General features: G+C 65.7%; 19 protein-coding genes. 9 read left to right on the forward strand and 10 right to left on the reverse strand.

All coding sequences use genetic code 11. From position 1 onward, the window contains the following. Positions 1–10: 10 nt before the first annotated feature. A complete protein-coding gene (locus tag ACIPV5_RS13530; RefSeq protein WP_400341317.1) occupies positions 11–925 on the reverse strand; it encodes a sugar kinase in 915 nt (304 codons plus the stop codon). Then, a complete protein-coding gene (locus tag ACIPV5_RS13535; protein WP_187250725.1) occupies positions 922–2,130 on the reverse strand; it encodes an MFS transporter in 1,209 nt (402 codons plus the stop codon). The genes ACIPV5_RS13530 and ACIPV5_RS13535 overlap by 4 nt, the downstream gene beginning before the upstream one ends. Positions 2,131–2,519: 389 nt before the next feature. Between ACIPV5_RS13535 and nrdH the strand changes: the two genes are divergently transcribed. From nrdH to nrdF, 5 genes are read left to right on the forward strand one after another with little or no spacing between them, the layout of a single operon-like run. Then, positions 2,520–2,753, forward strand: a complete 234-nt coding sequence (nrdH, locus tag ACIPV5_RS13540) for a glutaredoxin-like protein NrdH (RefSeq protein ID WP_042537838.1) — start codon at positions 2,520–2,522, stop codon at positions 2,751–2,753. 6 nt (positions 2,754–2,759) lie between these two features. Then, complete coding sequence (gene nrdI, locus ACIPV5_RS13545) at positions 2,760–3,221, forward strand: class Ib ribonucleoside-diphosphate reductase assembly flavoprotein NrdI (protein WP_053097788.1); 462 nt, start codon at positions 2,760–2,762, stop codon at positions 3,219–3,221. Positions 3,222–3,241: 20 nt separating this feature from the next. Then, on the forward strand, positions 3,242–5,362 hold the full coding sequence (nrdE, locus tag ACIPV5_RS13550; protein ID WP_053099256.1) for a class 1b ribonucleoside-diphosphate reductase subunit alpha: 2,121 nt from the start codon (positions 3,242–3,244) through the stop codon (positions 5,360–5,362). A gap of 10 nt (positions 5,363–5,372) precedes the next feature. Then, on the forward strand, positions 5,373–6,197 hold the full coding sequence (locus tag ACIPV5_RS13555; protein ID WP_400341320.1) for an NUMOD3 domain-containing DNA-binding protein: 825 nt from the start codon (positions 5,373–5,375) through the stop codon (positions 6,195–6,197). Beyond that, the gene (gene nrdF / locus ACIPV5_RS13560) at positions 6,194–7,171 is read left to right on the forward strand and encodes a class 1b ribonucleoside-diphosphate reductase subunit beta (RefSeq protein WP_053097786.1); all 978 of its coding nucleotides are present in this window, start codon (positions 6,194–6,196) and stop codon (positions 7,169–7,171) included. The genes ACIPV5_RS13555 and nrdF overlap by 4 nt, the downstream gene beginning before the upstream one ends. A 291-nt stretch (positions 7,172–7,462) precedes the next feature. Here nrdF and ACIPV5_RS13565 read toward each other — a convergent pair whose 3' ends face one another. From ACIPV5_RS13565 to ACIPV5_RS13580, 4 genes are read right to left on the reverse strand one after another with little or no spacing between them, the layout of a single operon-like run. Beyond that, a complete protein-coding gene (locus tag ACIPV5_RS13565) occupies positions 7,463–8,407 on the reverse strand; it encodes a hypothetical protein (RefSeq protein WP_400341322.1) in 945 nt (314 codons plus the stop codon). Next, positions 8,400–10,223, reverse strand: a complete 1,824-nt coding sequence (locus ACIPV5_RS13570; protein ID WP_400341324.1) for a hypothetical protein — start codon at positions 10,221–10,223, stop codon at positions 8,400–8,402. Before ACIPV5_RS13570 ends, ACIPV5_RS13565 begins: the two co-directional genes overlap by 8 nt. Next, positions 10,220–11,401 (reverse strand): metallophosphoesterase family protein, encoded by a 1,182-nt coding sequence (locus ACIPV5_RS13575; protein WP_400341326.1) that lies wholly within the window; start codon positions 11,399–11,401, stop codon positions 10,220–10,222. Before ACIPV5_RS13575 ends, ACIPV5_RS13570 begins: the two co-directional genes overlap by 4 nt. Then, positions 11,394–12,212, reverse strand: coding sequence for a DNA adenine methylase (locus tag ACIPV5_RS13580; protein WP_400341328.1), 819 nt, complete (start codon positions 12,210–12,212; stop codon positions 11,394–11,396). Before ACIPV5_RS13580 ends, ACIPV5_RS13575 begins: the two co-directional genes overlap by 8 nt. A 626-nt stretch (positions 12,213–12,838) precedes the next feature. Here ACIPV5_RS13580 and ACIPV5_RS13585 point away from each other — a divergent pair. After that, positions 12,839–18,031 carry an isopeptide-forming domain-containing fimbrial protein gene (locus ACIPV5_RS13585; protein WP_400341330.1) on the forward strand — a complete coding sequence of 1,731 codons (5,193 nt, stop codon included), beginning with the start codon at positions 12,839–12,841 and terminating at the stop codon, positions 18,029–18,031. Between the two features lie 110 nt (positions 18,032–18,141). On the opposite strand, the gene ACIPV5_RS13590 is transcribed toward ACIPV5_RS13585, so the two are convergent. After that, on the reverse strand, positions 18,142–20,670 hold the full coding sequence (locus tag ACIPV5_RS13590) for a LuxR C-terminal-related transcriptional regulator (RefSeq protein WP_400341332.1): 2,529 nt from the start codon (positions 20,668–20,670) through the stop codon (positions 18,142–18,144). 134 nt (positions 20,671–20,804) lie between these two features. Here ACIPV5_RS13590 and ACIPV5_RS13595 point away from each other — a divergent pair, with 134 nt between their 5' ends. After that, on the forward strand, positions 20,805–21,356 hold the full coding sequence (locus tag ACIPV5_RS13595) for a hypothetical protein (protein ID WP_400341333.1): 552 nt from the start codon (positions 20,805–20,807) through the stop codon (positions 21,354–21,356). A 39-nt stretch (positions 21,357–21,395) separates the two neighbouring features. Here ACIPV5_RS13595 and ACIPV5_RS13600 read toward each other — a convergent pair whose 3' ends face one another. From ACIPV5_RS13600 to ACIPV5_RS13610, 3 genes are all read right to left on the reverse strand, one after another. Further along, positions 21,396–21,836: a hypothetical protein gene (locus tag ACIPV5_RS13600; protein ID WP_056279180.1), complete on the reverse strand. Its 441-nt coding sequence runs from the start codon at positions 21,834–21,836 to the stop codon at positions 21,396–21,398. Between the two features lie 91 nt (positions 21,837–21,927). Then, on the reverse strand, positions 21,928–23,274 hold the full coding sequence (locus ACIPV5_RS13605; RefSeq protein WP_082298048.1) for an MFS transporter: 1,347 nt from the start codon (positions 23,272–23,274) through the stop codon (positions 21,928–21,930). Positions 23,275–23,279: 5 nt separating this feature from the next. Then, entirely contained in the window at positions 23,280–23,720 is a 441-nt protein-coding gene (locus tag ACIPV5_RS13610; RefSeq protein WP_400341335.1) for a MarR family transcriptional regulator, read from the reverse strand. A gap of 81 nt (positions 23,721–23,801) precedes the next feature. On the opposite strand from ACIPV5_RS13610, the gene ACIPV5_RS13615 reads away from it, so the two are divergent. Together ACIPV5_RS13615 and ACIPV5_RS13620 are read left to right on the forward strand one after the other, a co-directional pair. After that, positions 23,802–24,539 carry a copper homeostasis protein CutC gene (locus tag ACIPV5_RS13615; protein WP_400341337.1) on the forward strand — a complete coding sequence of 246 codons (738 nt, stop codon included), beginning with the start codon at positions 23,802–23,804 and terminating at the stop codon, positions 24,537–24,539. 55 nt (positions 24,540–24,594) lie between these two features. Further along, the gene (locus ACIPV5_RS13620; protein WP_053097778.1) at positions 24,595–25,449 is read left to right on the forward strand and encodes an alpha/beta fold hydrolase; all 855 of its coding nucleotides are present in this window, start codon (positions 24,595–24,597) and stop codon (positions 25,447–25,449) included. Positions 25,450–25,538: the final 89 nt, after the last annotated feature.

Below are 25,538 nucleotides of genomic sequence, written 5' to 3' on the forward strand. Positions count from 1 at the left end.
CCTGCGGAGTTCAGTCGAGGGGCGGCAGGTCGCCGTGCGTCGTCAGCACGCGGGCCGCTGCGGTGTGGCCCGCGGACAGCCGTGCCGACAGATCTGCGCCGTCGAGGGTCGCGGCGAGGAACCCGGCCGCGAACGCGTCTCCGGCGCCGACCGGCTCGACGACCTCGACACGGGGAGCGGGCACGAACACCGGCTCGTCGTCGCCGAGGAACGCGGTCGCCCCGACGTCGCCGTCCTTGACGATGAGCAGCCCGCAGTGCGGCAGACGGGTGCGGATCTCGGCGGCGGTCGCGGTGCCCCAGATGCGCTCGGCCTCGTCGCGTCCGACGAAGGCGATGTCGGCGGCGTCCGCGAGGCAGGCGAGGGTGTCGGCGGCATCCTGCATCGTCCACAGTGCGCGGCGATCATTGACGTCGAAGGACACGAGGGCGCCGGCGGCGCGTGCGTCGACGAACAGCTGATCGACCATCGCGCGGCAGGACGGCGAGAGCGCCGGGGTGATGCCCGTGGTGTGCACGATGCGGACGCCGGCGAGCTGAGCGACGTCGAGGAACCCCGGTGCCATCAGCGAGGCGGCCGAACCGCGCCGGTAGTAGTAGACCGACGACGACTCCACGCCGGGGTCCTTGAACATGACGCCGGTGGGAGCATCCGCATCCGTCGTCACCCAGAGGTCGACGCCGCGCCGCTCGAGCTCGGTCGAGATGCGCACGCCGATCGGGTCGTCACCGAGGCGTGAGGCCCACGCGGCGCGGTGCCCTGCCGACACGAGCCCGACCGCGACGTTGCCCTCGGCTCCCGCCAGACCGAGCGCAGCCGTCTCGGTCTCGGCGAGCGGGGCGCCGAGAGCGGTGACGAGTCCCATGGACTCGCCGATGCAGACGACCTCGGGGGCGGCGGATGCGGGGGAGGGGGCAGAGCTCATGAAGGGGTGACCGCCAGGGGTTCGGTGTCGGGGTGGGGACTCGCGTCGCGATGGCGCAGGTCGGGGAAGGAGCGGACGAAGACGATCGAGACGACGAGGCCGGCTGCGGCGAACAGCGTCGCGGCGAGGTAGGCGCCTCGCGGATCCGTCGCGTCGACCAGGAAGCCGGCGACCGCCGAGCCCGCCGCGGCACCGATGAGCTGTCCCGTGCCCGCCCAGCCGAACGCCTCGGCGGTCTCGCTGAACTTCACGCTCGCGGTCGTGATGGCGAACAGCACGGCGAGGGCCGGCGCGATGCCGATGCCGGCGAGGACCAGCGTGCCGCCGAGCCAGAACACGTTGAGGGAGAACATGGTGAGCGCCAGGCCGACGGTGACGATCGCGAGACGGCGGGCCATCGCCCAGGGGCCGATGGGGATGTGTCCGAACGCGAGTCCGCCGGCGAGGCTGCCGACCGAGAAGACGGCGAGCACGAGGCCGGCGGCGAGGCTGCCGTGCTCGAACGTGGCGACGACGCCGACCTCGACGGCGGAGCAGGCGCCGATGAGGAGGAACCCTATGACGGTGGCGAGCAGCACGGGCGGCTTGAGGACGACCTTGCCGAGGGCGTTGCGGCTGCGGGGGATGCGCACGCGACCGACCTCGGGCGAGAGGATGAACCACGCCCCGCCGCCCACCAGCACGACGGCGACGAGCAGGAGACCCTCGGCGGTGCCGACCTGGGTCGAGACGAGGGTGATCACGACGGGCGCGATGACCCAGATGATCTCCTGCAGCGAGGCATCGAGGGAGAACAGCGGAGTGAGCTGCTTCGAGTTCACGAGCTTCGGATAGATGGTGCGCACGGCGGCCTGCACAGGCGGGGTCGAGAGACCGGCGATCATGCCCAGGATCATGTAGCCGGGGATGCTGAGGGGGAGGAGCGCGAGCCCCAGCACGGCGACCACGCAGACGCTGAGCGTCAGGGTGAGCACGCGGCGCATGCCCCAGGCACCCATCCACCGACTAGTGATCGGGCCGGCGACGGCCTGCCCGACGCTCGTCGCGGCGAGCACGAGGCCCGCCGAGCCGTATGACCCGGTCTGCTGCTCGACGTGCAGCAGGATCGCGAGCGAGGTCATCCCGTTGGGGAAGCGAGCGGTCAGCTGTGCAGCGATCATGCGCGCCACTCCGGGCGTGCGAAGAAGGTCCCGATATCCCGCCACGGGTCAACGCTACCGGGAGGCGCGGACGCGGGTCCAAGCGGCTCCTCTGCGACACGCCGCGACACGCCCAAACCGAGTTTCCACAGAAAATCCGATGTCCGAGGTCGGCCGTATCGTCCCCCCTGTGGATGGATCTCTCACAGGTCGTTCCCAGCCGCGATTTCTCGCGGTTCGGAGGCACTGTCAAGGGGGCTGTGCCTGTGGAAGAAACGGTGGAGAACCTGTGTTGTAACAGTGGAGAGCGGTGGAAAACTACACGTATGTAACTACTACCCCTAGTGGTCACCCTGAATGTCCGTACCTATATGTAGTATTGAGATCCCGGTGAGGGTCTACCGGAAAACAGCCTGATTCAGATGCAGGCCAGAGATGTGAGGGGAAGCGAAAAGATGTCGATCACGGTCTACACGAAGCCGTCCTGCGTTCAGTGCAACGCCACCTACCGCGCGCTCGACGCCAAGGGCATCGAGTACGAGATCCTCGACCTGTCGGAGGACGCCACGGCGCTCGAGCAGGTCAAGGCGCTCGGCTACATGCAGGCACCCGTCGTCGTCACCGACGAGGGTCACTGGTCGGGCTTCCGCCCCGACAAGATCGACGAGCTCGCCTCGCGTCTGGCGTGATCCGCCATGAGCGCCGTCGCGACCGCCGCGCCGCTCCTGGTCTACTTCTCGAGCGCCTCGGGTAACACCGCGCGCTTCGTCGAGAAGCTCGGGCTCCCGGCCCGACGCATTCCCCTTCTCCGACAGCAGGAAGAACTCGTCGTCGACGAGCCCTTCGTGCTGGTCACCCCCACCTATGGCGGGGGTGAGGGGCGCGGCGTCGAACGAGGCGCGGTGCCCAAGCAGGTCATCCGGTTCCTCAACGACGAGCGCAACCGGCGTCACATCCGCGGAGTCATCTCGGCGGGCAACACCAACTTCGGCGACTCGTTCTGTCTCGCCGGTGACATCATCAGCCGCAAGTGCAACGTGCCTCACTTGTATCGGCTCGAGATCTTCGGCACACAAGACGATGTAGATCGCGTGAGCGACGGATTGGAGCGACGGTGGGTACCGCAGTTGACGAGCAGGCAGGAGCCGACTCAGTGACGGATACGGTGGCGTTCAAGATGAACCCGACCTACGAGGGCCTGGACTATCACGCCCTCAACGCGATGCTGAACCTGTACGACGCGAACGGCAAGATCCAGTTCGACGCCGACAAGCGGGCGGCGCGCGAGTACTTCCTGCAGCACGTCAACCAGAACACGGTGTTCTTCCACTCGCTCAAGGAGCGCCTCGACTACCTCGTCGAGAAGGAGTACTACGAGCCGGCCGTGATCGAGCAGTACTCGCTCGAGTTCATCCAGAAGCTCAATGACCTCGCCTACGGCAAGAAGTTCCGCTTCGAGACGTTCCTCGGCGCCTTCAAGTACTACACGAGCTACACGCTCAAGACGTTCGACGGCAAGCGCTACCTCGAGCGCTTCGAGGACCGCGTCGTGATGACGGCCCTCGGCCTCGCCGGCGGCGACGAGCAGCTCGCCGTCGCACTGGTCGAGGAGATCATCTCCGGCCGCTTCCAGCCCGCGACCCCGACCTTCCTCAACTCGGGCAAGGCCCAGCGCGGCGAGCTCGTCAGCTGCTTCCTGCTGCGCATCGAGGACAACATGGAGTCGATCGCCCGCGGCATCAACTCCGCCCTCCAGCTCTCCAAGCGCGGCGGCGGAGTGGCGCTGCTGCTCTCGAACATCCGTGAGGCCGGTGCGCCGATCAAGCAGATCGAGAACCAGTCCTCGGGCATCATCCCCGTGATGAAGCTCCTCGAAGACAGCTTCAGCTACGCCAACCAGCTCGGTGCGCGTCAGGGTGCCGGCGCGGTGTACCTCAACGCACACCACCCCGACATCATGCGCTTCCTCGACACCAAGCGTGAGAACGCCGACGAGAAGATCCGCATCAAGACGCTGTCGCTCGGCGTCGTCGTGCCCGACATCACGTTCGAGCTGGCGAAGAACGGCGAGGACATGTACCTCTTCTCGCCGTACGACGTCGAGAAGGTCTACGGCGTCCCCTTCGGCGACATCTCGGTCACCGAGAAGTACCGCGAGATGGTCGACGACCCGCGTATCAAGAAGACGAAGATCAACGCGCGCGAGTTCTTCCAGACGATCGCCGAGATCCAGTTCGAGTCGGGCTACCCGTACATCATGTTCGAGGACACGGTGAACAAGGCCAACCCGATCAAGGGCCGCATCAACATGTCCAACCTCTGCAGCGAGATCCTGCAGGTGAACACGCCGACCACGTACAACGACGACCTGTCGTACGACCAGATCGGCAAGGACATCTCCTGCAACCTCGGCTCGATGAACATCGCGCTGTCGATGGATGCCGATGACCTGGGCCAGACGGTCGAGACCGCGATCCGTGCGCTGAGCGCGGTGAGCGACCAGAGCCACATCCGCTCGGTCCGCTCGATCGAGGACGGCAACGACCGTTCGCACGCGATCGGCCTCGGCCAGATGAACCTGCACGGCTACCTCGCCCGCGAGCACGTGCACTACGGCTCCGAAGAGGGCATCGACTTCACGAACATCTACTTCTACACGGTGCTGTTCCACGCGCTGCGCGCCTCGAACAACATCGCGATCGAGCGCAAGCAGGCCTTCGACGGCTTCGAGGACTCGACCTACGCGTCGGGGGAGTTCTTCGACAAGTACATCGAGCGCGCCTGGGTTCCCGAGACCGAGAAGGTCAAGGAGCTCTTCGCGGGCAAGCACATCCCGACGCAGGAGGACTGGGTGGCGCTGAAGGCGTCGATCCAGGAGCACGGCATCTACAACCAGAACCTGCAGGCGGTGCCCCCGACCGGCTCGATCTCGTACATCAACAACTCGACGTCGTCGATCCACCCGATCGCGTCGAAGATCGAGATCCGCAAGGAAGGCAAGCTCGGCCGCGTCTACTACCCGGCGCCGTTCATGACGAACGACAACCTGGAGTACTACCAGGACGCGTACGAGATCGGCTACGAGAAGGTCATCGACACCTACGCCGCCGCCACCCAGCACGTCGACCAGGGCCTGTCGCTGACGCTGTTCTTCAAGGACACCGCCACGACGCGTGACATCAACAAGGCTCAGATCTACGCATGGCGCAAGGGCATCAAGACGATCTACTACATCCGTCTGCGTCAGATGGCGCTCGAGGGCACCGACATGGCGGAATGCGTCAGCTGCATGCTGTAATCGGCGAGAGATGATCATGCTGGAATTGAGGGATCGCGTAGGCGGATGGCCGATCATCGGTCTCGTCTACGCGGTCCGCCGCTACGATTCGCCTGAGTATCGGTATGTCGGCATGACAACGAAGTCCGTGGGAGTTCGCAGCAGGCAGCACCTGAAATCTGCGCGGGCGGGGAAGAGAACACCTTTTTACGACTGGATCCGTGCGCGCGATTCAGAGCAAGAAGAGGTGTATTTCGAACCCGTTGAGATAGTGATGGGCAGCCAACTTGAGGCTTTGGGTCTCGCCGAGCAGAGCTGGATTGCGAAGCTGCGAGCAGAGGGCCATCGGCTACTGAACCTTTCTGACGGCGGCCTGGGACCTCAAGGGCACGTCTGGACAGAGGCACAGCGTGAAGCCGCGGGTCAGCGATCGCGAGGAAGGAAACGACCGGATATAGGCTCCGGTCCGGATCATCCGAGCTGGGGGACTCGACGTTCCGAGGAGCAGCGAGCCAGTTGGTCCGCTCAGCGCAAAGGCATGAACGCTGGGGAGAGGAATCCGAACTTCGCGAAGTTCGGACCCGAGCATCCGAAGTTCGGACATCGGATGTCCGAGCAGGCAAAAGCGAGGCTCTCCGAGATGCGGAAAGGCGAGTTGAATCCCAACTTCGGAAAATCCGCGAGCGTCGAGACTCGACTCAAGATGTCGATGACCCGCGCAGGCAAGCCGATGCCATCCAGCAGGCGAAGCGCGCACACCAGGTATCACTCAAACAAAGGCGTGTTCAAGGACACGTGCGCATGCTGCGTCGATGACCGTCAGAATGCACAGGACGAAATGAGGAAAGACGAATGACAGGGCAGAAACTTCAGCTTGTCAATGAGGTTCAGGCGATCAACTGGAACCGCATCCAGGACGACAAGGACCTCGAGGTCTGGAACCGCCTGGTGAACAACTTCTGGCTGCCTGAGAAGGTGCCGCTGTCGAATGACGTCCAGTCGTGGAACACGCTCACGCCTGATGAGCAGCTGCTCACCATGCGCGTGTTCACCGGTCTGACGCTGCTCGACACGATCCAGGGCACCGTCGGCGCCGTCTCGCTGATCCCCGACGCGATCACGCCTCACGAAGAGGCCGTGTACACGAACATCGCGTTCATGGAGTCGGTGCATGCGAAGAGCTACTCCTCGATCTTCTCGACGCTCGCGTCGACGAAGGAGATCGATGAGGCGTTCCGCTGGTCCACCGAGAACCCGAACCTTCAGAAGAAGGCTCAGATCATCATGGACTACTACCAGGGCGACGACCCGCTCAAGCGCAAGGTCGCCTCGACGCTGCTCGAGTCGTTCCTGTTCTACTCGGGCTTCTACCTGCCGATCTACTGGTCGTCGAAGGCGAAGCTCACGAACACGGCCGACCTGATCCGCCTCATCATCCGTGACGAGGCCGTGCACGGGTACTACATCGGCTACAAGTTCCAGAAGGGTCTCGAGAAGGAGACCGAGGAGCGCCGCCAGGAGCTGAAGGACTACACCTTCAACCTGCTGTTCGAGCTCTACGACAACGAGGTGCAGTACACGCAGGACCTCTACGACGGCGTCGGCCTGACCGAGGACGTCAAGAAGTTCCTGCACTACAACGCCAACAAGGCGCTGATGAACCTCGGCTACGAAGCGATGTTCCCCTCGACCGTCACGAACGTGAACCCGGCGATCCTGTCGGCGCTCTCGCCGAACGCCGACGAGAACCACGACTTCTTCTCGGGCTCGGGATCGTCGTACGTCATCGGCAAGGCCGAGGCGACGGAAGACGACGACTGGGACTTCTGAGTCACCTGCTGAACATGACAAAGGGGGCGGATGCTGCGGCATCCGCCCCCTTCGCTATGCTCGGGCGCTCGTGGTCGCTGATGGCGAACAGGTGGTGCGCGACCGCCCCCAGCGCGAGAGACGCGAACGAGGAGGTACTCAGTTTGGTTCAATGGAACCAGCATCAGTCCGCGATGGTTGGCGGGCGCAGAAGTGTCGTCCAAGGCGAATCCAGCGGTGTTACCAACCGGCCGCAACAGCTTGATGCTGTCTAGCCTGCCGGGCCTACACCCGCTGACGGGCGAGAGTCACCTAAACGTCCTGAGACCAAGCGGAATCATCGAGTCCGAAATCTACTCGCAGTGAGACGACCGGGCCGGCAGCCCGCACGTCAGACCGAGCGGGCCCGGCTCCGCCAGAAAACCGCCACACGGTGGTCGCCCGATCGGTGACGAGTGAAGTGAGCAGAGCGCAAAGAGCAAACAGCTTCGGACCGAGGGGGATTATCGCGACACGAGCCTCGGGCCGCAGACCGTAGACCAGCGATTCAAGCCGCGTAAAAAGATCGAACGGGGCGAGAAGATCGTACGAAGCGTTGCGAACTACATAATCCGTCAAAAAGAAGGCGCGGTTAGCATCAGCCCCAAGTCGAACAAATTCGGGGTCTTCACCCTGGGGACTGAATGCATACACCGCTGAGACGTCCAGATGCTCCGCAACGCCGAGTGCGAGGTTCTCCTCAACACCGAGGCCAATGATCGCGGTCAGAGGCCAAAGAGGATCGTCGCTCCAAGAAGCGAAAGCAGGGTGTATGGGTTCCGCTACTTGTATGGGATTGCCATGCGTCTCCCAACCCGCGCTGCTGGCTGGAGCGTAGAAGAAGTCTACTGAGAAGCTATTCGAGGTATGGGACCGAAGGCAGTCGACAATCTGAGCCAAGTGGAATTTGGTAAAACTCGAAATATCGATGGCGACGCGTTGCGGTCGATCAACCAAGGACGAGAGCAGGGTATCAAAGTTCTCATTGAACATTTGATCTAAATGAAAAATGTCGAAACCGTTTGACTTCATGAAGTTCTCGTTCCTATCGAACGAGAACTGCCCGCGACTCTCGAACGAGAATGCAACTTTGCGTACCGCGCGCTCAGACAACCCCTTTGCGACGTGCAAGCTCCTTTCTTCATACCCCAAGGCGGCAACAAAGAGATCAAAGGACTCAGCCGGGGAACTGCTCCGAACTCGCACGCGATCAATCACGAAATAGCTCCAACGGTGTCTGGTTCGGAGTCTTGCTGAGGATCGCCCTCAGCGACCCGGCCCTCTCAAGGCGAAGAGGGAGCTGGTGTTTAGTGGCAAGAAGATAACTGAGCCGGAAACGTTTACCCTTCATCGAACTGAGGAGGCCCGCTCCCTTAGAATCGGGGACGTAGACGATCGCGCCGACATTCACCGCATTTCCTAGGGCTTCAATTAGCGCGGTCGAAGCGGTCTGATCGACTGTGAATGTCGCAACAGGGTCTGGATTGAAATCGTCGGCGATGATCGAGGCGCGGAAGGACTCGCCGATCAGATCCAGGAGCGAAAGGAGTCCGCGCCGCGTGTCGGAGGATTCGGGGACAGGAATTGTTGACAGCATGGCACGGAACCGATTGCGAGTGCGTGATATCTCCGCCGATTGCGCCGCAGGCGCCACTTTGCCGGGTCCGCCGTCCAGCAACGCAGACATCACGCCGATTATCCATCGAGGATTTCCCTCGAGGATCGCGGCGAGGGCCGTGGTTCCTGAGTATATGTGAGGATTCTTCCGTGTTCTGAACCTCCGCGCGCCCTTGGCAGCGTCGGAGTCGTCGGGCGTTCGAAAAGTCCCGCGAACAATAACTAGCGGGATGACTTTGCGTAGATTCTGTGAACGCTTCTGCCCGCTGCTTTGTAGTAGCCGTTCAAGGCTTCCCGAAACGCGCGTGACGTACTTTCGGAAACTGGCGTCACTGTAGTAGAGGTCTTCGACGTAGCCCTCCTGCGTTGAACTAACAACTTCGCTGCTGTCCTCATCGTCCGCATCGGGGAATATACCCTCCCCAAGCAATGACTCTAGTGACATATCTTGGCCGAAGCGATCCCGAACCATGGCTCGCATCAAATCGAAGCTAAACTTCTGCGCGTCCGCTTTTCGCTCGTAGGTCAACCAGATCTCATCGTGATCGTGACCGGGCATCGCAGCGACGGCTGAGACAAGCTCGGACAAATCTGACGAGTAGGGGGCGATGGCAAGCTTGAAAATAAGGCGTTCATCCACCGATCTCATCGACGACATCAGGGACTTTCTCGCCTCGGCGGGCGCCAACTCTAGTTCATCGAAAAGCAAGCACCATTTTTCGCCAACCAACTGAGGAACGAGCGCCTCGATCAGATCGAGGGCAAGCGTCAGCTGGGGGACCAGTGGACCTAGGAGCATCCCAGAATCGATATCGAGAGCGGTGCCTACTCGATGAAGGTTCGAGGCAAGCGCACCGAGTGCGACGATCCGCTCCGATGCGGCGGCACGAAGACCAAGCATGCTAGGCACCCGCAGATTCAGAGCCCAAAGCCCCGCCAATGCTTCGGCTACTGATGCCTCAAGGGCGGGCGTGATCTCGAGCTGAGGCACGTTCAGCCACGTCGCAGGAACGACTCGTGTAAATCTCTCATGTAGGGCCGCTGCGAAGTGCCGCAGAACCGATGTTGTGAAAGAGGCCTCGAAGAGCTCATTTGAAGTGGACTCTGGGAGGTTCCACTTGGAGAACATCTCCAGTTGCTTGCTCCAGGCAATATCAGAAGGGATAAATACGCCGGTGTAAGTTATTCCCGAATCGAGCCGGAAGCGTTTCAACTCGGAGGACTCTAAGAGCGCTTCGGGGGTCAACATTTTGAGGAGAGTTGTTTTTCCGCTACCCCTCGGGCCAACCATGACCGTGTGCGATGCTTTCGTGAGGCGGCGAAACTGTTCAGGTGGAATAAAACTCTGCGCGACGAGGCGGGGCGATCGGAATCGTGCGTTGGCTGTCGCGAACAGACTGGCATCTGTTTCAATCATGCCTTACTCCGTCCGATTTGGCTGGGCTGCTCTCGGTCATACAGCACCGAGAGGTTATGGGAGTTCTCGAGAACGTCGATGCACTGTTTCACATCGGAGGGCATGGAATATTTGAGATCGGGTAGTTCAGCGAGAATCGTCGAGTAAGGCAGATAGGGCTCTCCGTGCTGGGCGTACACTGCCGCGATTCTTGACGCCAGTTCTGCTCCGTTTAGCGTGCCCCCGAAGCCGCCGCGGTGAGGAAGCCCGGATCGCTCTCTCGCTGGAAGGAAGCCTTCGTCGATGATCCAATCCCACGCTCGGAACGTCCCTACAACGCGATGCCCCGGGTTGGTGTCGTCGATCTCCAATATGTAGAACTGATTTCGCGCCTTATCTTGCAGTTCATCCCAGAGTACTGCTGAAAAGCTACCGGCGGAGAAGACGACTGGCGCACCCTGGCTGCCGCTTGCTCTAGTCAGGCTTGGCCAATGACGGTGACCGTGAATTATAAGCCAACTCCCGTAATTGCCTGAATCCAAGATGTTTAGTAACGCCGGAGATTCTTTCATCGCGCTCATGTCTTCTAGATCGACTCCGCCATGAGCATAGAGGTGATGATGGGTGACTAGGACATTAATTCCAGGGTCCGGTGTGACGGTGAGAGCCTCTGTCAGATGCTGTCGCGTTCTCTGGGAGACCCGACCGTGCTTCCATTCATCTTGATATCCGTGGTACGCGGCGCTATTCAAGAGTACAGATCGGAACGTTCCATGTTGCTGGACGACGACGTTGTTCGCCCAATATTGGTTATTGAGTGCAACATCCGCGAATGGGTAGTTCTTCAAGCCCTGAAGTGCCCCGCGAGCGTCATATCCATTGAGCGCTCTAGAATCCATGTCATGATTTCCAGTCGCGGGAAGGAGTAGTTGAGCGCCTAGCGAAGACTGGAGCTTTCGCACCTCCGCCCAGGCGTAAGTAAGCGCCTGCGCCGAGCCTCGGTCGCCGAGGTCGCCCCCGGATATCAGGACATCGGCGCTCAGCTTCTCGCGCTCGATAAGGTGATGAACCGCGGCGAATGGGTTCACGGAAGGATTGTCGGGGTTTGAGATTTCCGCATGGGACGGGCGTGAGCCGCCCTCCTCTAGCTCAGCTTTCGAGTACGCGTGAACATCACTCAGGACGGCGATCCTAAGCAACCTTCGCCTCCTGACGGTAGTTGCGTGCCAAAATCTCTCCCCGCAGAGTAGTCCGGGAACCGGACTTTCCTGCGACTGAGCGGCGGCGCTCGATTCGCTCGATGTGCCAACCTTCCAGTGTGTCTCCGAGTTCGTGATCATCGTTGAATGAGAGCAGCACACGCGCTCCGAGGGAGTCGAGCCGTTTGAGCTCGGCGGCGAGCAGCTGAACGTCCTTGGCTGAGCCGAATGCGCCGTAGCCGTACTCGCCAAATGTCGGTCGAGTGTCATTTCTGTATGGAGGGTCTAGGTAGATGAAGTCCCCCGCAGTTGCTGGCTCCAGCGCCTCCCGCCAGTCGAGGCACCGGATTGATGTACCCGAAAGTTGCCGTGAAGCTTCTAGGAGCTCGCTAGACGACGGCAGCGCTCCGGTTCTCTTCCCTTGCGGCACGTTGAACTGACCCGCGCGATTTGTGCGATACACGCCGTTGAAGGCAAACCGATTCAAGTACAAGAATCGCGCCGCACGATCAGCAGGCGTCAGGGCTTCGCCACGCTGTGCTCTGACGTTGTAAAAGTCGCCGCCGAGGGGGTCGAGTTCCGCGAACGCGGTTGCGAGTGCCTCTACGTTCGATTGCAACTCATGGAAGAACTGGACCAGCTCATAGTTGAAATCGGATAGGGAGGCGGAGGTCGGGCCAGCGTCGAAGAAGACGCATGCTGAGCCCATGAAGGGCTCGAAGTAGTGGTCGACCTCCGTTGGCCATGCGGCGCGAATGTTGCTCATCAGACTGCGTTTGCTGCCTGCCCATCGAAGTGGCGAGTTGGCCATGTGTCTCCCGAAGTATAAGAAGGAAGCTACCAAACTCTATTGACTATCGGTCAATACTGAGCGTAGGCAAGGCAAGGCGGTTGCAGGTCGCCGCATCCGGTGAGAGCGCGGTGCTCGCAACAGCGAGGATTGAACGCTACCAGGCGATACAGTTTCGAGGAGCGATGGCGTCTGGCCCGGTCCGTGTGTTGACCTCGTGAACTGGTCGGCTTCAAGTCAGATGGTCGCGATACGTCGGGCCTCGCCGCGGGCGCAACGTCTAGCGGGAAGGGCGAAACTCTCGGATGCCGTCCCGCGTGCAGCACGCGCACGCCTCGGCGGTCGGGGTTGTGACGAGATCTCCTCCAGCTGCTCATCGGTGCAGGCCCTGAGGTCCCGGGGTTTGGTTCCGGTTTTGTCCGGGTGAGGGACGCGCTCACGAGCTATCGAGGATCCGCCCCGACCGGGGGGTGAAAACCAGGGGTGAATTCGGCTCATTCGGGCGGGGGTGAATCTGCCGGCACGGCAGTCTTTCGGAGGCCCGGTTCGAGCGCGAGGTCGATCGACAGCGCTCCGGGATGCCGCCGAAGGGGGTGGCGGGCCCCGTGTGCGCGAGTGCGCACCGGATGCGACAAGGGGAGACAGTCGTGATTATTCGTGGTGCGCGAAAGCGCCATCAACCGACCGAGACACAGCAGGCGACGCCACGCTGGGGGAGGACGGCGCGCAAGCTCGTCAGCGGTCTCGTCACCACAGCGGTCGTCGCGTCGTCGATGGTCTTGATCGGCGGTACGGTCACGGCCGCCCCCGCTGCGGCCGCCGACCCGTTCCTCTGCACGCCCGGGGCGGTCTTCGTGCAGAGCACGACGGAGATCCGCGAGTTCGCGGTGAACGAGCAGGGCGGCGCGCCCGGTGACGGCGGCGCCCTCGGCACGATCAGCTTCGGCACCGGCCACTCCGACAACGGTCTCGGCATCTCTGCCGGTGGCCGCTACGCCTACACGGTGACGAACACGTCGTCGAACAAGGTGCTGGCGAAGCACGACCGGGTCACCGATCAGACCACGCGCACCCCGTTCACGCTCAGCTCCGCCGTGCTGCGTGGGGCAGTGAACCCGGTGACCGGGGTCTACTACTTCGCGAGCGGCACTGCCGGCAACGCGATCAACATCTACGCCTGGAACGAGGGCGTCACCCCGCAGACCTACGTGCAGGTCGGCACGCTGCGTCCCACCGCAGGCAGCAGCGCCTTCGGTGCGAACGGCGACATGGCCTTCAGCGCCTCCGGCCAGCTCGTGCTCGTCGCAGATCAGGACATCTACGCCGCCGACCTGCCCACTGAACTCGTGTCGAGCACCGCCACCATCGACGCCAAGCAGGTGCATGACCTCGGCGACGGTGTGCAGGGCAACGGCATCGCCTTCGGCAACCTCGGCCACATCTTCGTCTCGGTCTCGAGCGGTGGCAACCGCATCATCGAGGTCGACCTTCCGCGAGGCGAGACGGTCAACACGACACTCCTCGGCAGCTTCTCGCCGACCGACATGTCGAGCTGCACCTTCCCGAACACCCTCACGCTCAAGAAGGACCTGCCGGAGGGGCGCCACGCGCCGACCGACCAGTTCGCGCTCAGCATCCAGTCGCCCGTCGGATACAGCGTCGCGCAGACCTCGGCCACGACGACCGGTGATGAGCCGGGCGTCCAGCGTGACTACGCCGGTCCGGTGTTCACGAATCAGGGCGACATGTTCGACCTCGCAGAGGCGGCCGCGGGCTCGGCCGACCCGACAGGCTACGACTCCTCTCTGGTCTGCGAGCAGATCAACGGAGACGGCTCGACCACACCCGTCGCCGTGAGCGACTCGGGACAGGTCACCCAGCCGGCTGGTCCTCTCGGCACCGACGTCACCTGCGTCTACTCCAACGTCCTCCTCACGCCCGGGCTCGACCTGCGCAAGACCTCTGACCCGGCAGACGGCACCGCCGTCCAGGCAGGGCAGCGGATCACCTACCAGGTCGCGGTGGAGAACACCGGAAACACGGTGCTGGATGACGTCGAGGTCGCCGACGACCTGAGCGGCGTCTTCTCGTTCGCCGAGTATCAGGATGACCTCGCGACGACCGTCGACGGCATCGATCTCGTCGACAGTGGAGCCGCCATCGCCGACGACATGCTGACGTGGACGGGCGCCCTCGAACCGGGGCAGATCATGACGTTCACCTATTCGGTGATCGTCGACGACGGCGTCGAGGGTGAGACCATCGCCAACAGCGTGACCGCCTCGGGCACGCCTCCCGGTGGCGACCCGATCGTCCCGCCTGCTGTCACGACCGAGCACCCGGTCGCGGGCTTCACCATCACCAAGACCGCCGACCCCGCCTCAGGCACCGTCGTGCAGCCGGGCCAGGTCATCGACTACACCGTGACCGGCGCCAACACCGGCGCGACCACTCTCGCCCCGGCATCCATCGCCGACGATCGCGCCGAGGTGCTCGCGCACGCGGACTACAACGCCGACATCGCGACCGCGATCGACGGCATCCCGGTGCTCACCGGGGGAGCCACCCTCACCGGCACCGACCTCGCCTGGAGCGGCACGCTGCAGGCCGGTCAGATCGTGACGATCACCTACTCGGTGACCGTCGCTGAAGACGCCTCCGGCCAGGTTCTCAGCAACGGCGCCTCAGGCACCGCCACCCCGACGACGCCGAATCCCGCAGACCCGACCGGCCCGCAGATCCCCGGCGAGCCCATCGTCCCTCCGACGGCGGTGACCCAGCATCCCGTGCTCGGGTCGGGCTTCACGATCAGCAAGACCGCCGACCCGGCATCGGGCACCGCGGTCTCGGCCGGCGACACGATCGAGTACACGGTCACCGGAACCAACACCGGCGACACCGACCTCTCTCCGGTGGCCATCACCGACGACCTCACGGCCGTGCTCGATGACGCCGCGTACAACGACGATGTGACTGCCGATCGCGGCAGCGCGATCGCGGCAGACGGCATGCTCACCTGGACGGGCTCGATCCCGCAGGGCGAATCCGTCACGATCCGGTACTCGGTCACCGTCGACGCCGGCGTCGAGAGCGCCCTGCTCCGCAACGTCGCGAACGGTGTGGCGACCCCGCGGATCCCCGCCGACCCGAGCGACCCCGAGGGTCCGTCGACTCCCGGCACGCCGATCACGCCGCCGCAGGTCGAGACCACGCATCCCGTCGTCGACACCGGCTTCGAGGTCATCAAGACCGCTGACCCGGCATCGGGCACGGCCGTGAGCCCTGGCGACACCGTCGAGTACACGGTCACGGGAACGAACACGGGCACCACCGTGCTCGACCCCGCGGCGATCACCGACGACCTGTCGGCCGTTCTCGCGAGCGCCGCCTACAACGGCGACGTGTCGGCGACGACAGGCACGGTCGACGTGACCGGATCCCAGCTCAGCTGGACGGGCGCGCTCGGTGCCGGCGATGACGTCGTGATCACCTACACGGTGACCGTGGATGACGACGCGACCGGTGTGCTGGTGCGCAACGTCGCCGAGGGTGCGGCCACGCCGCTGATCCCGTCGGACCCGACCGACCCGGAGAGCCCGACCACCCCGGGCACTCCGGTGTCGCCGCCGCCCGCGTCGACCCAGCACCCGGTCGTGAACCCCGGATTCGAGGTCAGCAAGACCGCCGATCCGGCATCGGGAACGGACGTCGACCCCGGCAGCGTGATCGAGTACACCGTGACCGGCACGAACACCGGCGACACCACGCTCGATCCAGCAGAGATCTCGGACGACCTCGCCGGTGTGCTGGTGAACGCCTCGTACAACGACGATGTGGATGCCACGCGCGGCACCGCCACGGTGGCCGACAGCGCCCTCGCCTGGACCGGTTCGCTCGAGCCGGGTGAGAACGTCGTGATCACGTACTCGGTGACCGTCGACGGCGACGCCGGTGGCGAGACCATCACGAACACGGTGACGGGCGAGGCGACCCCGCTGGTGCCGACCGATCCGAGTGACCCCGAGAGCCCGACGACACTGGGCACGCCGATCGTCCCGCCGACCGTGATCACCGAGCACCCGGTCAACGTGCCCGGCTTCGAGTTCTCGAAGACGGCCGATCCGGCATCCGGAACCGCGGTGGACCCGGGCGCCGTGATCACCTATGTGCTGACCGGAGTGAACACCGGCGAGACGGCGCTCGACAGCGTCGAGATCGTCGACGACCTCTCGAGCGTCCTGGATCACGCCTCGCTCGACGCCGATCCCGTCGCGACGATCATCGGCGGCGTGGAGACGCCTGTCGCGGTCGTCGACGGCGAGCTCTCGTGGACGGGTGCGCTCGCCGTCGGACAGACGGTCACCATCACCTATTCGGTGACGGTCGGACCGGATGCCGCCGGCGAACTGATCGAGAACTCGGCGACCGCCATCGCGACGCCTCCGGGCGGCGAGGAGATCACACCGCCCCCGGCCACGACGACGAACCCGGTCAACGAGCCCGGCTTCTCGGTGTCGAAGAGCGCCGCTCCCGCTTCGGGCACGGCCATCGACCCCGGTGCCGTCGTCACCTACACGGTGACCGGCGTGAACACCGGCGAGACCGTGCTCGACCCCGTCGACATCCGCGATGACCTCTCGGACGTGCTCGACGACGCCGGGTTCAACGACGACGCGATCGCCCTGGTGGACGGTTCACCGGCTTCTGCTCCGCAACTCGTGGGCGAGACGCTCTCGTGGACGGGCGCACTCGGGATCGGAGAGACCGTCACGATCACCTACTCGGTGACAGTGAACGCGGATGCCGGTGGCGGGACGCTCGAGAACTCGGTGACGGGCGGCGCGACTCCTCCCGGAGGGGTGCCTTCGATCGAGACGCCCCCGGCGGTCACGGTGAACCCGATCAACGAGCCCGGATTCGAGCTCGTGAAGACCGCCGACCCGGCCTCGGGGACGCGGGTCGACCCGGGAAGCATCATCACCTACACCGTGACGGGCATCAACACGGGTGAGACTGCGCTCGACCCGGTCGCCATCGGTGACGACCTCTCGAACGTCCTCGCCCACGCCGAATACAACGGCGATGTGTCGGCCGCTGTCGACGGCACGCCCGTCGCAGCGCCGATCGTGCAGGGCGATGAGCTCTCGTGGCACGGTGTCCTCGCGATCGGCGAGCGGGTCGTCATCACGTACTCCGTCACGGTGGATGGCGACGCGGGAGGGGACGCGATCTCGAACATCGCCGACGGCACCGCCACCGCCCCCGGCGGCGCCGAGCTCACGCCTCCTTCGGCATCGACGGAGCACCGTGTCGGCGCTCCGGGCTTCACGTTCGCGAAGACCGCGAACGTGGGTTCCGGGACGGCAGTGGCCGTGGGCAGCGTGGTCACCTACACGCTCACCGGCGTCAACACCGGGGAGACCGACCTCGACGAGGTCGTCGTCAGCGACGATCTCTCCAAGGTGCTGGACCACGCGGCACTGACCGGTGTCGTCACCGCGACCGTCGGCGATCACGAGGTCGCCGCACCCGTGGTCACGGACAGCGGGCTGCACTGGGTCGGCGCCCTCGCCGAGGGTGAGACGGTGACGGTCACGTACTCGGTGACCGTGGATGCGGGTGCCGCGGGGGCCACGCTGGAGAACGTGGCCACGGCGCTGGCGACGAGCCCGGGGGATGCGCCTCTCCCGGTCGTCGAGAGCGCGACCGTTCATCCGGTCCAGCCGCCTCTGGCGATCACGGGCGGTCAGCTCGCACCCTGGGTGCTGGTGCTCGCGCTGACCCTGCTCCTGGGGGGAGCAGCGCTCCTGATCCTGCGCCGCCGCGCATCGATCGACTGAGCGACCCGCACGAAGAGCGGCCCTCGGCACCTGCCCCCCCAGGTGCCGAGGGCCGTTCGGTGTCGTGATCCGACTCTGCTGTCCTGCCTCGACTCTGCTGCCGTCGAGGCTCAGCGGTCGGTGAGCAGGTCGTGCTTCGCGGCCTGCTCGATCGCGTCGGCGCGGTTGCGAGCATCGAGCTTGCGGTAGATGCTCCGCAGCTGCGTCTTGAGGGTGTTCTGCGACACGCTCAGGTCGGCCGCGATCGACGGCAGCGACGCACCCGAGGTGAGTGCGCGCAGCACGACGAGCTCGCGGGCCGAGAGACGCGGGCGATCGGATGTCGCGGGAAGCACCGCGGTCACCGGCCGCCCGGGGGCGTGGGTCGCCAGAGCGTCCTGCAGCAGCTCGACGTCGTCGGGGGCGAACAGGGTGGCCGGCGTCGTCAGCTCACGATCATCCAGTTGGATTCCCAGGGCGACCGCAGCCTTCGCGGCCGCGGTCGCGCCCGCCGTGCGGCGCAGGGCGACGACCTGGATCGCGGCCGCCTCGGCGCGCTGACGCGAGGTCTGCGGGATCTCCCGCTTCGGAGCCAGCAGCCGAGCCGCCTCGGAGGCGTCGCCCTCGACCACCGCGAGGCGTGCGCGTTCGATGGTCGTGCCGAACTCGTCGGGCCTCGCATCGTGCCGCAGCGTCGCTCGAGCCGCGGCCACGTCGCCGACGGCGAGATGCAGCAGGGTCCGGGCGCGGCTGAGCACGTGCCGTGCGTGGGTGCTCCCTGTCTCGCGCCGTCGCAGCCGTCGCAGAGACTCCAGCTGCTCGAGTCCGGCTGCGGCTCTGCCCTCGTGCAGAGCGACCCAGGCCTCAGCGAGCCCCATCGTCGCCCAGTGCTCGCTGGTCGGGCGGTGAGGTCCGAACACGCCCACATGCTCGCGAGCCGCGGCCACGTCGCCGTCCTCGACCGCGAGCAGCGCCTCCGCGACGCGATAGAAGGTGCCGCGGTAGCCGTCGCGCTGCTGCTGCTCCCACGAGCTCTCGCGGATCAGCTCGGCGTAGTGGCGTGCCTCTGGCATATCGCCGTTCAGCGCGTGGATGCCGCTGAGCAGCGCGATGCTGTGGAAGGCCTTGCTCAGGTCACGCGACGCCGCCATCGCCGCCGCGTTCTCGAAGCACTCGATCGCGTCATCCTCGCGCCCGCCGTAGTAGAGGGAGATGCCGAGATGCGTGCAGAGCAGCGGCATCTCCAGGGCGTACGGCTGCCACACCGATTCCGGCGTCTCGCGGTAGAGGCTCAGTGCTCGGGCAGCGACCTGAGCGGCGCGCTCCGACATCCCGATGACTCGCAGGGCCGCGCTCTCGGCAGCCCAGATGAAGACGCGCTCGGTCGTGGCCACATCAGTGCGGCGGGAGTTCGCTGCCGAGATCGCCACGCGCATCAGCTGCAGGCCGCGCAGACGCCTCAGCTTGCTGGCGTTGTAGCAGATGGCGAGCAGCATGGCGATGAGTGGCTGGTCCTTCAATCGGGACACCGGAAGCCTGCGCAGCAGGCGCACTGCGGCGGGCCCGTGGTGGTCGAGCAGCTGGCTCCACCCCGACATGATCACGTGCGATGCGAGCGGAAGATCGTCGTACTCCATCGCGAGCTGCAACGCCTCCAAGGGCGCTCGCCGCTGGAGCGCGCCCTCGACGGCCAGGTTCATGAGGCGCGGGAGCTCGTCCGCGTGCGACCTCACGAGTTCGCGGCGCAGCAGCGTCCGCACGACCGGAGCGAAGAGGAACAGGCGGTCGGTCGACCAGCTTCCGAGACCGAACGCCTCCGCGTCGTCGAGGGGACTCTCGATCTCGTCGACGCCCGACAGCGCGCGCGCCGAGGCGAGGTCGACGGCATCCGCGACACTGATGCGCACCAGCGCCTCGAGGACGTCGGGGTCGATGCCCGAGGCTTCGAGGCGTGACTGCATGTACTCCTCGACTGCGGGCGAGGCGGCCTCGATCGCCGCCGCCGGATCGTCGCCGAGTGCAGACCGCTTCGAGGCCGCGTGAATGAGTGCGGGGTATCCGCCCGTCGCCTGGAGCACGTCCGCCGCGTCCGACTCGTCGACCCGCAGGGCACGGGAGATCTCCTCGATGTCGAAGAGAAGGTCGTCCGGTCCTATCACCGTTCGATCGATCACCAGGCTCAACCCGTCGCGATCGAACGCGCTGCGCCGGTTCGTCGCTGCGATCGCGCGCGCTCGGGGCGCTGCGGCCACCGTCCGACACAGGTCGAAGATGCTGTCCGGCGACAGGGTGGCAGCGTCGTCGAGTACGAGGACGAGTTCATCCGTGGTTTCGCTGAGACACTGCGCGACGGCGCTCCACGGATGCAGACGGTCGTCGCCGGTCGGCGAGGTGAGTCCCGCACGGGACAGCGCGCGCAGAGCGGCGCGGGCGAGTTCGGTGCTGCTGGATCTCGTCGGATCGACAGTGACCCAGACGGTCGTCGACGCGGTGACGCGCGCCCATTCCGCGAGCGCGACCGTCTTCCCGAGTCCCGACGCGCCGCGGAGCACCGTCAGCGGACTGCGGTTCTCCAGCGCGGCCACCAGTCTCGGGCGCGAGGTGACATCGCTCGGCAGGCGGGGGACGTCCACATGCGCGAGCGCGGCAGAAGCTGGCATCGTCTCCTCCCCGGATGGTGTGCGTCTCTACGATATTCCGAAACATCGTCGGGGAGGCGCGTCAGGGTCTTCCTGCGACAGAGGGACGTCGGTCACGGATCCGCGCTGCAGTTGCACGGATCTAGGCTGGAGGGATGCATGAGGCCCGACTCCGAACCGTGAGGCGGGTGCCGACGAGCGCGCTGCTCATCAGCGCGGCATTCGCGGCGGTTCAGGCGCTGGTGTTCGTGATGGTCGTGCCCATCACCTCGTTGCTCGCCGTGTCGTCTCCGCCCGCGTACGCGCTCGTCGCCGCCGTGCACACCGCGATGCCGCTGCTCGCCCGTGTGGTCACCCGCGTGCCGGGCATGGCCACGTTCACCGCTGCGGTCACAGGGGTGCTGACGTCGGTGATCTCCCCGATCGGTCCGATCGCGGCGGTGCCGATGGTCTGCGCCGCCATCGCGCTCGATCTGGTCCTGCCGCTCCAGCGGGGAACGACAGCGAGCGCACGCCGCATCCTCCTTGCCGCTGCGGTCGCCGGCGTCGTGCTGTTCCTCGTCGCCTTGCCGGTGTTCTCCCCCGAGCACTTGGTGCCCGGCGTGCTGACGGCGACGTTCGGCGCGCGCATCGTCGGCGAACTGGCGGTGGCGGCAGGCGTGATCGGAGTGCGGCGGTTGCTCGTGCGGGCCGGGACGATTCGCTGAACGCCCTGTCAGACCGCCCCCTTCGTCGTTCCCGCGCGCTCAGGCCGGGGTGTCGTTCGGGTCCAGCGTGCGCAGGGTGTCCTGCTCGACCTCATTGTCGGCCGTCAGCTGGTCTTCGGTGTTCTCGTCGCCGCCGATGGCCGCGTCGCGGTCGGGGCTGGCGTCGCCCTGGATGGCGCCGCGGGGTGATTCGCCGTGCGAGCTGTCGCCCTGGATGGCGCCGCCCTGGGCAGCGCCCTGTGCGTTCTCCTCGTCGGCGTCGCCCTGGATGGCACCGCGCGGCGAGTCGCCGTGTGAGCTGTCGCCCTGGATGGCGCCGCCCTGAGTGGAGCCCTGGGCGTTTCCGTCGAGCTCGTCGGGCTGACGCCCGGCGTCTGCCGTCGACTGGCCGTCAGGAGCGGTGTTGTGCTCGGGGATCACGTCGGGGGAGCCTTCTGCGGGCTGCTCGGGGTGCGGGGTGCGTCCTGTGTTCTGGTCCATGACGTGACGGTACGTCCACCCCGCCTGCGCGTGGAGGGCATTGACAAACCGGTCTCACGCGTTCCGCCCGCGATGCCCGGTCAGAACGCGGTCAGTCCTTCTTCGAGGTGCGGATCGGCGTGGTGACGGCTGCCTCGTCGCTGAACTCGACCGGTTCGGCCTTCTTCTCGAGGATCTCGGCCTCGTCGACGATGTTCAGCGGTCGCGTCTCGTCGAGCGTCATGAGGAATCGGCTGCCCTCGGAGCGGTGCAGTCGTCCGGAGGTGAAGACCCAGATCGCGCCGATCGCGCACGCGACGAAACCGGCGGTGCCGCCGAGCATGATCGCCGTGCGCGGCCCGAAGGTGTCGGCCACCCACCCGGCGATCGGGGCGCCGACCGGCGTCGAGCCCATGATCACGGCCATGTACAGCGCGAGCACACGGCCGCGCAGGGCAGGCGCGGTGGTCATCTGCACGTAGCCGTTGGCGGTCGTCAGCAGCGTCACGATCATGAACCCGGTGAACGTCAGCGTGATCGCGTAGGTCAGATATGTGGGCATGGATGCGGAGACGAACGCCGCGACGCCGAATCCCCCGGCAGCCAAGATCACGACACGCACCCTGGCTCGGTCACGCCGGGCAGCCAGGAGCGCACCGGCGAGCGAGCCGATCGCGAGCACCGAGCTCAGCACTCCGTACCCGTCGGCGCCCGCCCCGAACTCGATCGCCATGGTCGAGGCGAAGATGGGGAAGTTCATGCCGAAGGCGCCGATCAGGAACACCGTCACGAACACGACGCGTAGATCGCTGCGCCCCCACACATAGCGGAAGCCCTCGGCGAGTCCGCCGGGGCGGCGGTTCTTCAGGCGCGGCGCGAGCTGGCCGGTGCGCAGCATCAGCAGCGCGACGAGCATCGCCAGGAACGTCACGGCGTTCGCGATGAACACCCATCCCGAGCCGATCGCGACGATCAGCAGGCCGCCGACGGCCGGGCCGATCATGCGGGCCAGGTTGAAGGATGCCGAGTTGAGGGCGACCGCGTTGGACGTGTCGCCGGCGGAGACCATGTCGGAGACGAACGCCTGCCGCGCGGGGGCGTCGAAGGCGTTGACGACACCGAACGCCGCAGCGAAGCAGAACATCATCGGCAGCGTCATCACGCCGTTGAGCAGCAGCACGCCGACGGCGATCGCGAGCATCAACAGGGCGCTCTGGGTGGCGAGCAGGATGCGGCGGCGCTCGAAGCGATCGGCGACCCATCCGGTGAGGCTCACGAGCACGAGCGGCGGACCGAACTGCAGCGCCATCGTGACGCCCATGGCCGCGGCGTCGTTGTCGGTGAGCTCGGTGAGCACGACCCAGTCCTGGGCGGTCGCCTGCATCCACCCGCCGATGTTCGAGACGAGGGCGCCGGCGAACCAGATGCGGTAGTTGATGTTCGAGAAGGAACGGAACATCGCGCTCATCGGTCGACCACCCTTCGCATCAGGGCGCTCGCTGCGCGCAGCGTCGCCAGTTCATCCTCCGTGAAGTCCAGTTCGCCGAGCATCTCGGCGAGCAGCTCGTCTCTTCGTCGGATGGTCTGCTCCACGATCTCGGTGCCTGCCTCGGTGATGTCGACCTGCACGCGGCGGCGATCTTCGGCATCCGGAGTGCGGAGCACGAATCCCTGCTCTTCGAGCCCGTTGATCATGTTCGTCATCGACGGCGCGGTGACCCGCTCGCGCTCGGCCAGGGCGCTGATGGTGCGGCGGCCGTGCATGCGCAGCGTCGCGAGCACCGCGAGCTGCGCGTCGCTCATCGCGTCGACGGCGCGAGCGCATCGCAGGCGCCGTGCGAGCCGGAACGTCGCCATGCGCAGGTCTGTCGCGGTGAGGTGGAGGGAATCATCAGGCGCAGACATTACTTAGACAGTCTAAGTAATTTGGGCCCGGATCGGAAGTCGGTGGCAGGATGCACCCGCCGCACAGGTCACAATGGACGGGTGACCCGAACCCCCGCGATCGAAATCGCCGTCCAGGATCCCGCCGGAGTGCGCATCGCCGGAGCCGTCGGCGCCGCGCGCGTCGAGCTGGCCCAGGCCCTCTCGCTCGGCGGCCTCACTCCGTCGCCGGCGACCCTCGACCTGTCGATCGACGCCGCGCATGCCGTCGGTGTCGAGGTGCACGTGCTCGTCCGGCCTCGGGCGGGCGGCTTCCGCTACTCCGCCGACGAGATCGCGATCGCCGAGAACGATGTCCGACGTGCGATCGAGGCGGGAGCCGACGGTGTCGTGATCGGCGCCCTCGACGACGAGGGGCTGCTCGACATCCCCGCCATGCGGCGTCTGCGCGACGCCGCCGGGGCGGCATCCGTCACCCTGCATCGCGCGATCGACGTGACCCCCGACCCCGTCGCCACGCTCGTCGCCGCTCGCTCGCTGGGCCTGCGCCGCGTGCTGACCTCGGGCGGCGCCTCGGTCGCGATCGCCGGCATCGACACGCTCCGGGCGCTCGTCGCCGAGGCCGCCGGCGAGATCGAGATCATGGCGGGCAGCGGAGTGGATGCCGCCAGCGCCGCCGCCCTCGCCGCCGCCGGTGTCGACGCCCTGCACTTCTCCGCGAAGCGCACGGTGAGCGAAGACGGCGGCGTGCGCATGGGCTCCGCCGCGGACGGCGTCGGAGGATACGAGGTCACCGATCTCGAGATCGCCCAGGGCGTCATCGCCGCGCTGTCGAGCTGACGCGTCCGACGCGGTCGGCCTGACGCATGTCGCGCACTCTCAGTAGGGTGGGGGCGTGACCGATACGCGCGAATTCACGGATGCCGACGGCATCGCCATCGTCTACGACGTGCACCCGGCGGTCGGTGATGCGCGGGGAGTCGTGCAGCTGCTGCACGGGGTGGGCGAGCACGCCGGTCGGTACGGCGCGCTGATCGCCGCGCTCACCGAGGCCGGATTCATCGTCTACGCCGACGATCATCGGGGGCACGGGCGCACCGGCATCCGTCAGCACGGCGGACCCGAGAAGCTCGGTCGACTCGGCAAGGGCGGTCTGCGTGCGGCGGAGGCGGCGATCTGGCAGCTCACCGGCATCATCAAGGACGAGCACCCCGACCTGCCCCTCGTGCTGCTGGGGCACTCGTGGGGATCATTCCTCGCGCAGATGCTCGTGAACGACCACCCCGAGGCATGGGATGCGGTGATCCTCTCGGGCTCGGCTCTGCGTACGCCCGGATCGCTCAACGCTGCACCGCTCAACGCCCGCTGGGCCGCCGACGACGCCACGGGCCTCGAGTGGCTGAGCCGCGATCCGGCGGTGTGGACGGCGTTCGACGAGGATCCGCTCACCACGAACCAGCCGCTGCTGAAGCTGTTCGGCCCCGTCGAGGCGGCCAAGCTCTACGGCCGTCCGCGCAAGGACCTCGGCCGCGACATCCCGCTGTTGCTGCTCGTCGGTCGCGACGATCCGGTCGGCGGTCCGCGCAGCGTGCACAAGCTCGCCGACGAGTACCGCACCCGATCGGGACTCACCGACATCACGACGCTGGTCTACCCCGATGCGCGTCACGAGATCTTCAACGAGCTGCAGCAGGACGAGGTGCGCGCAGACATCCTGTCGTGGCTCGACACCCGCATTCCCGCTCGCTGACCGTCGCCTCGATCCGGGCGAGCCGCGCCATCATCCGGTCGGCTCGCGCGTCGGCGTGTTACGCCCCGTGAACGGACGTTACAGCGGGT

Source organism: Microbacterium sp. NPDC090014 (genome assembly GCF_044748285.1).
GTDB lineage: Bacteria > Actinomycetota > Actinomycetes > Actinomycetales > Microbacteriaceae > Microbacterium.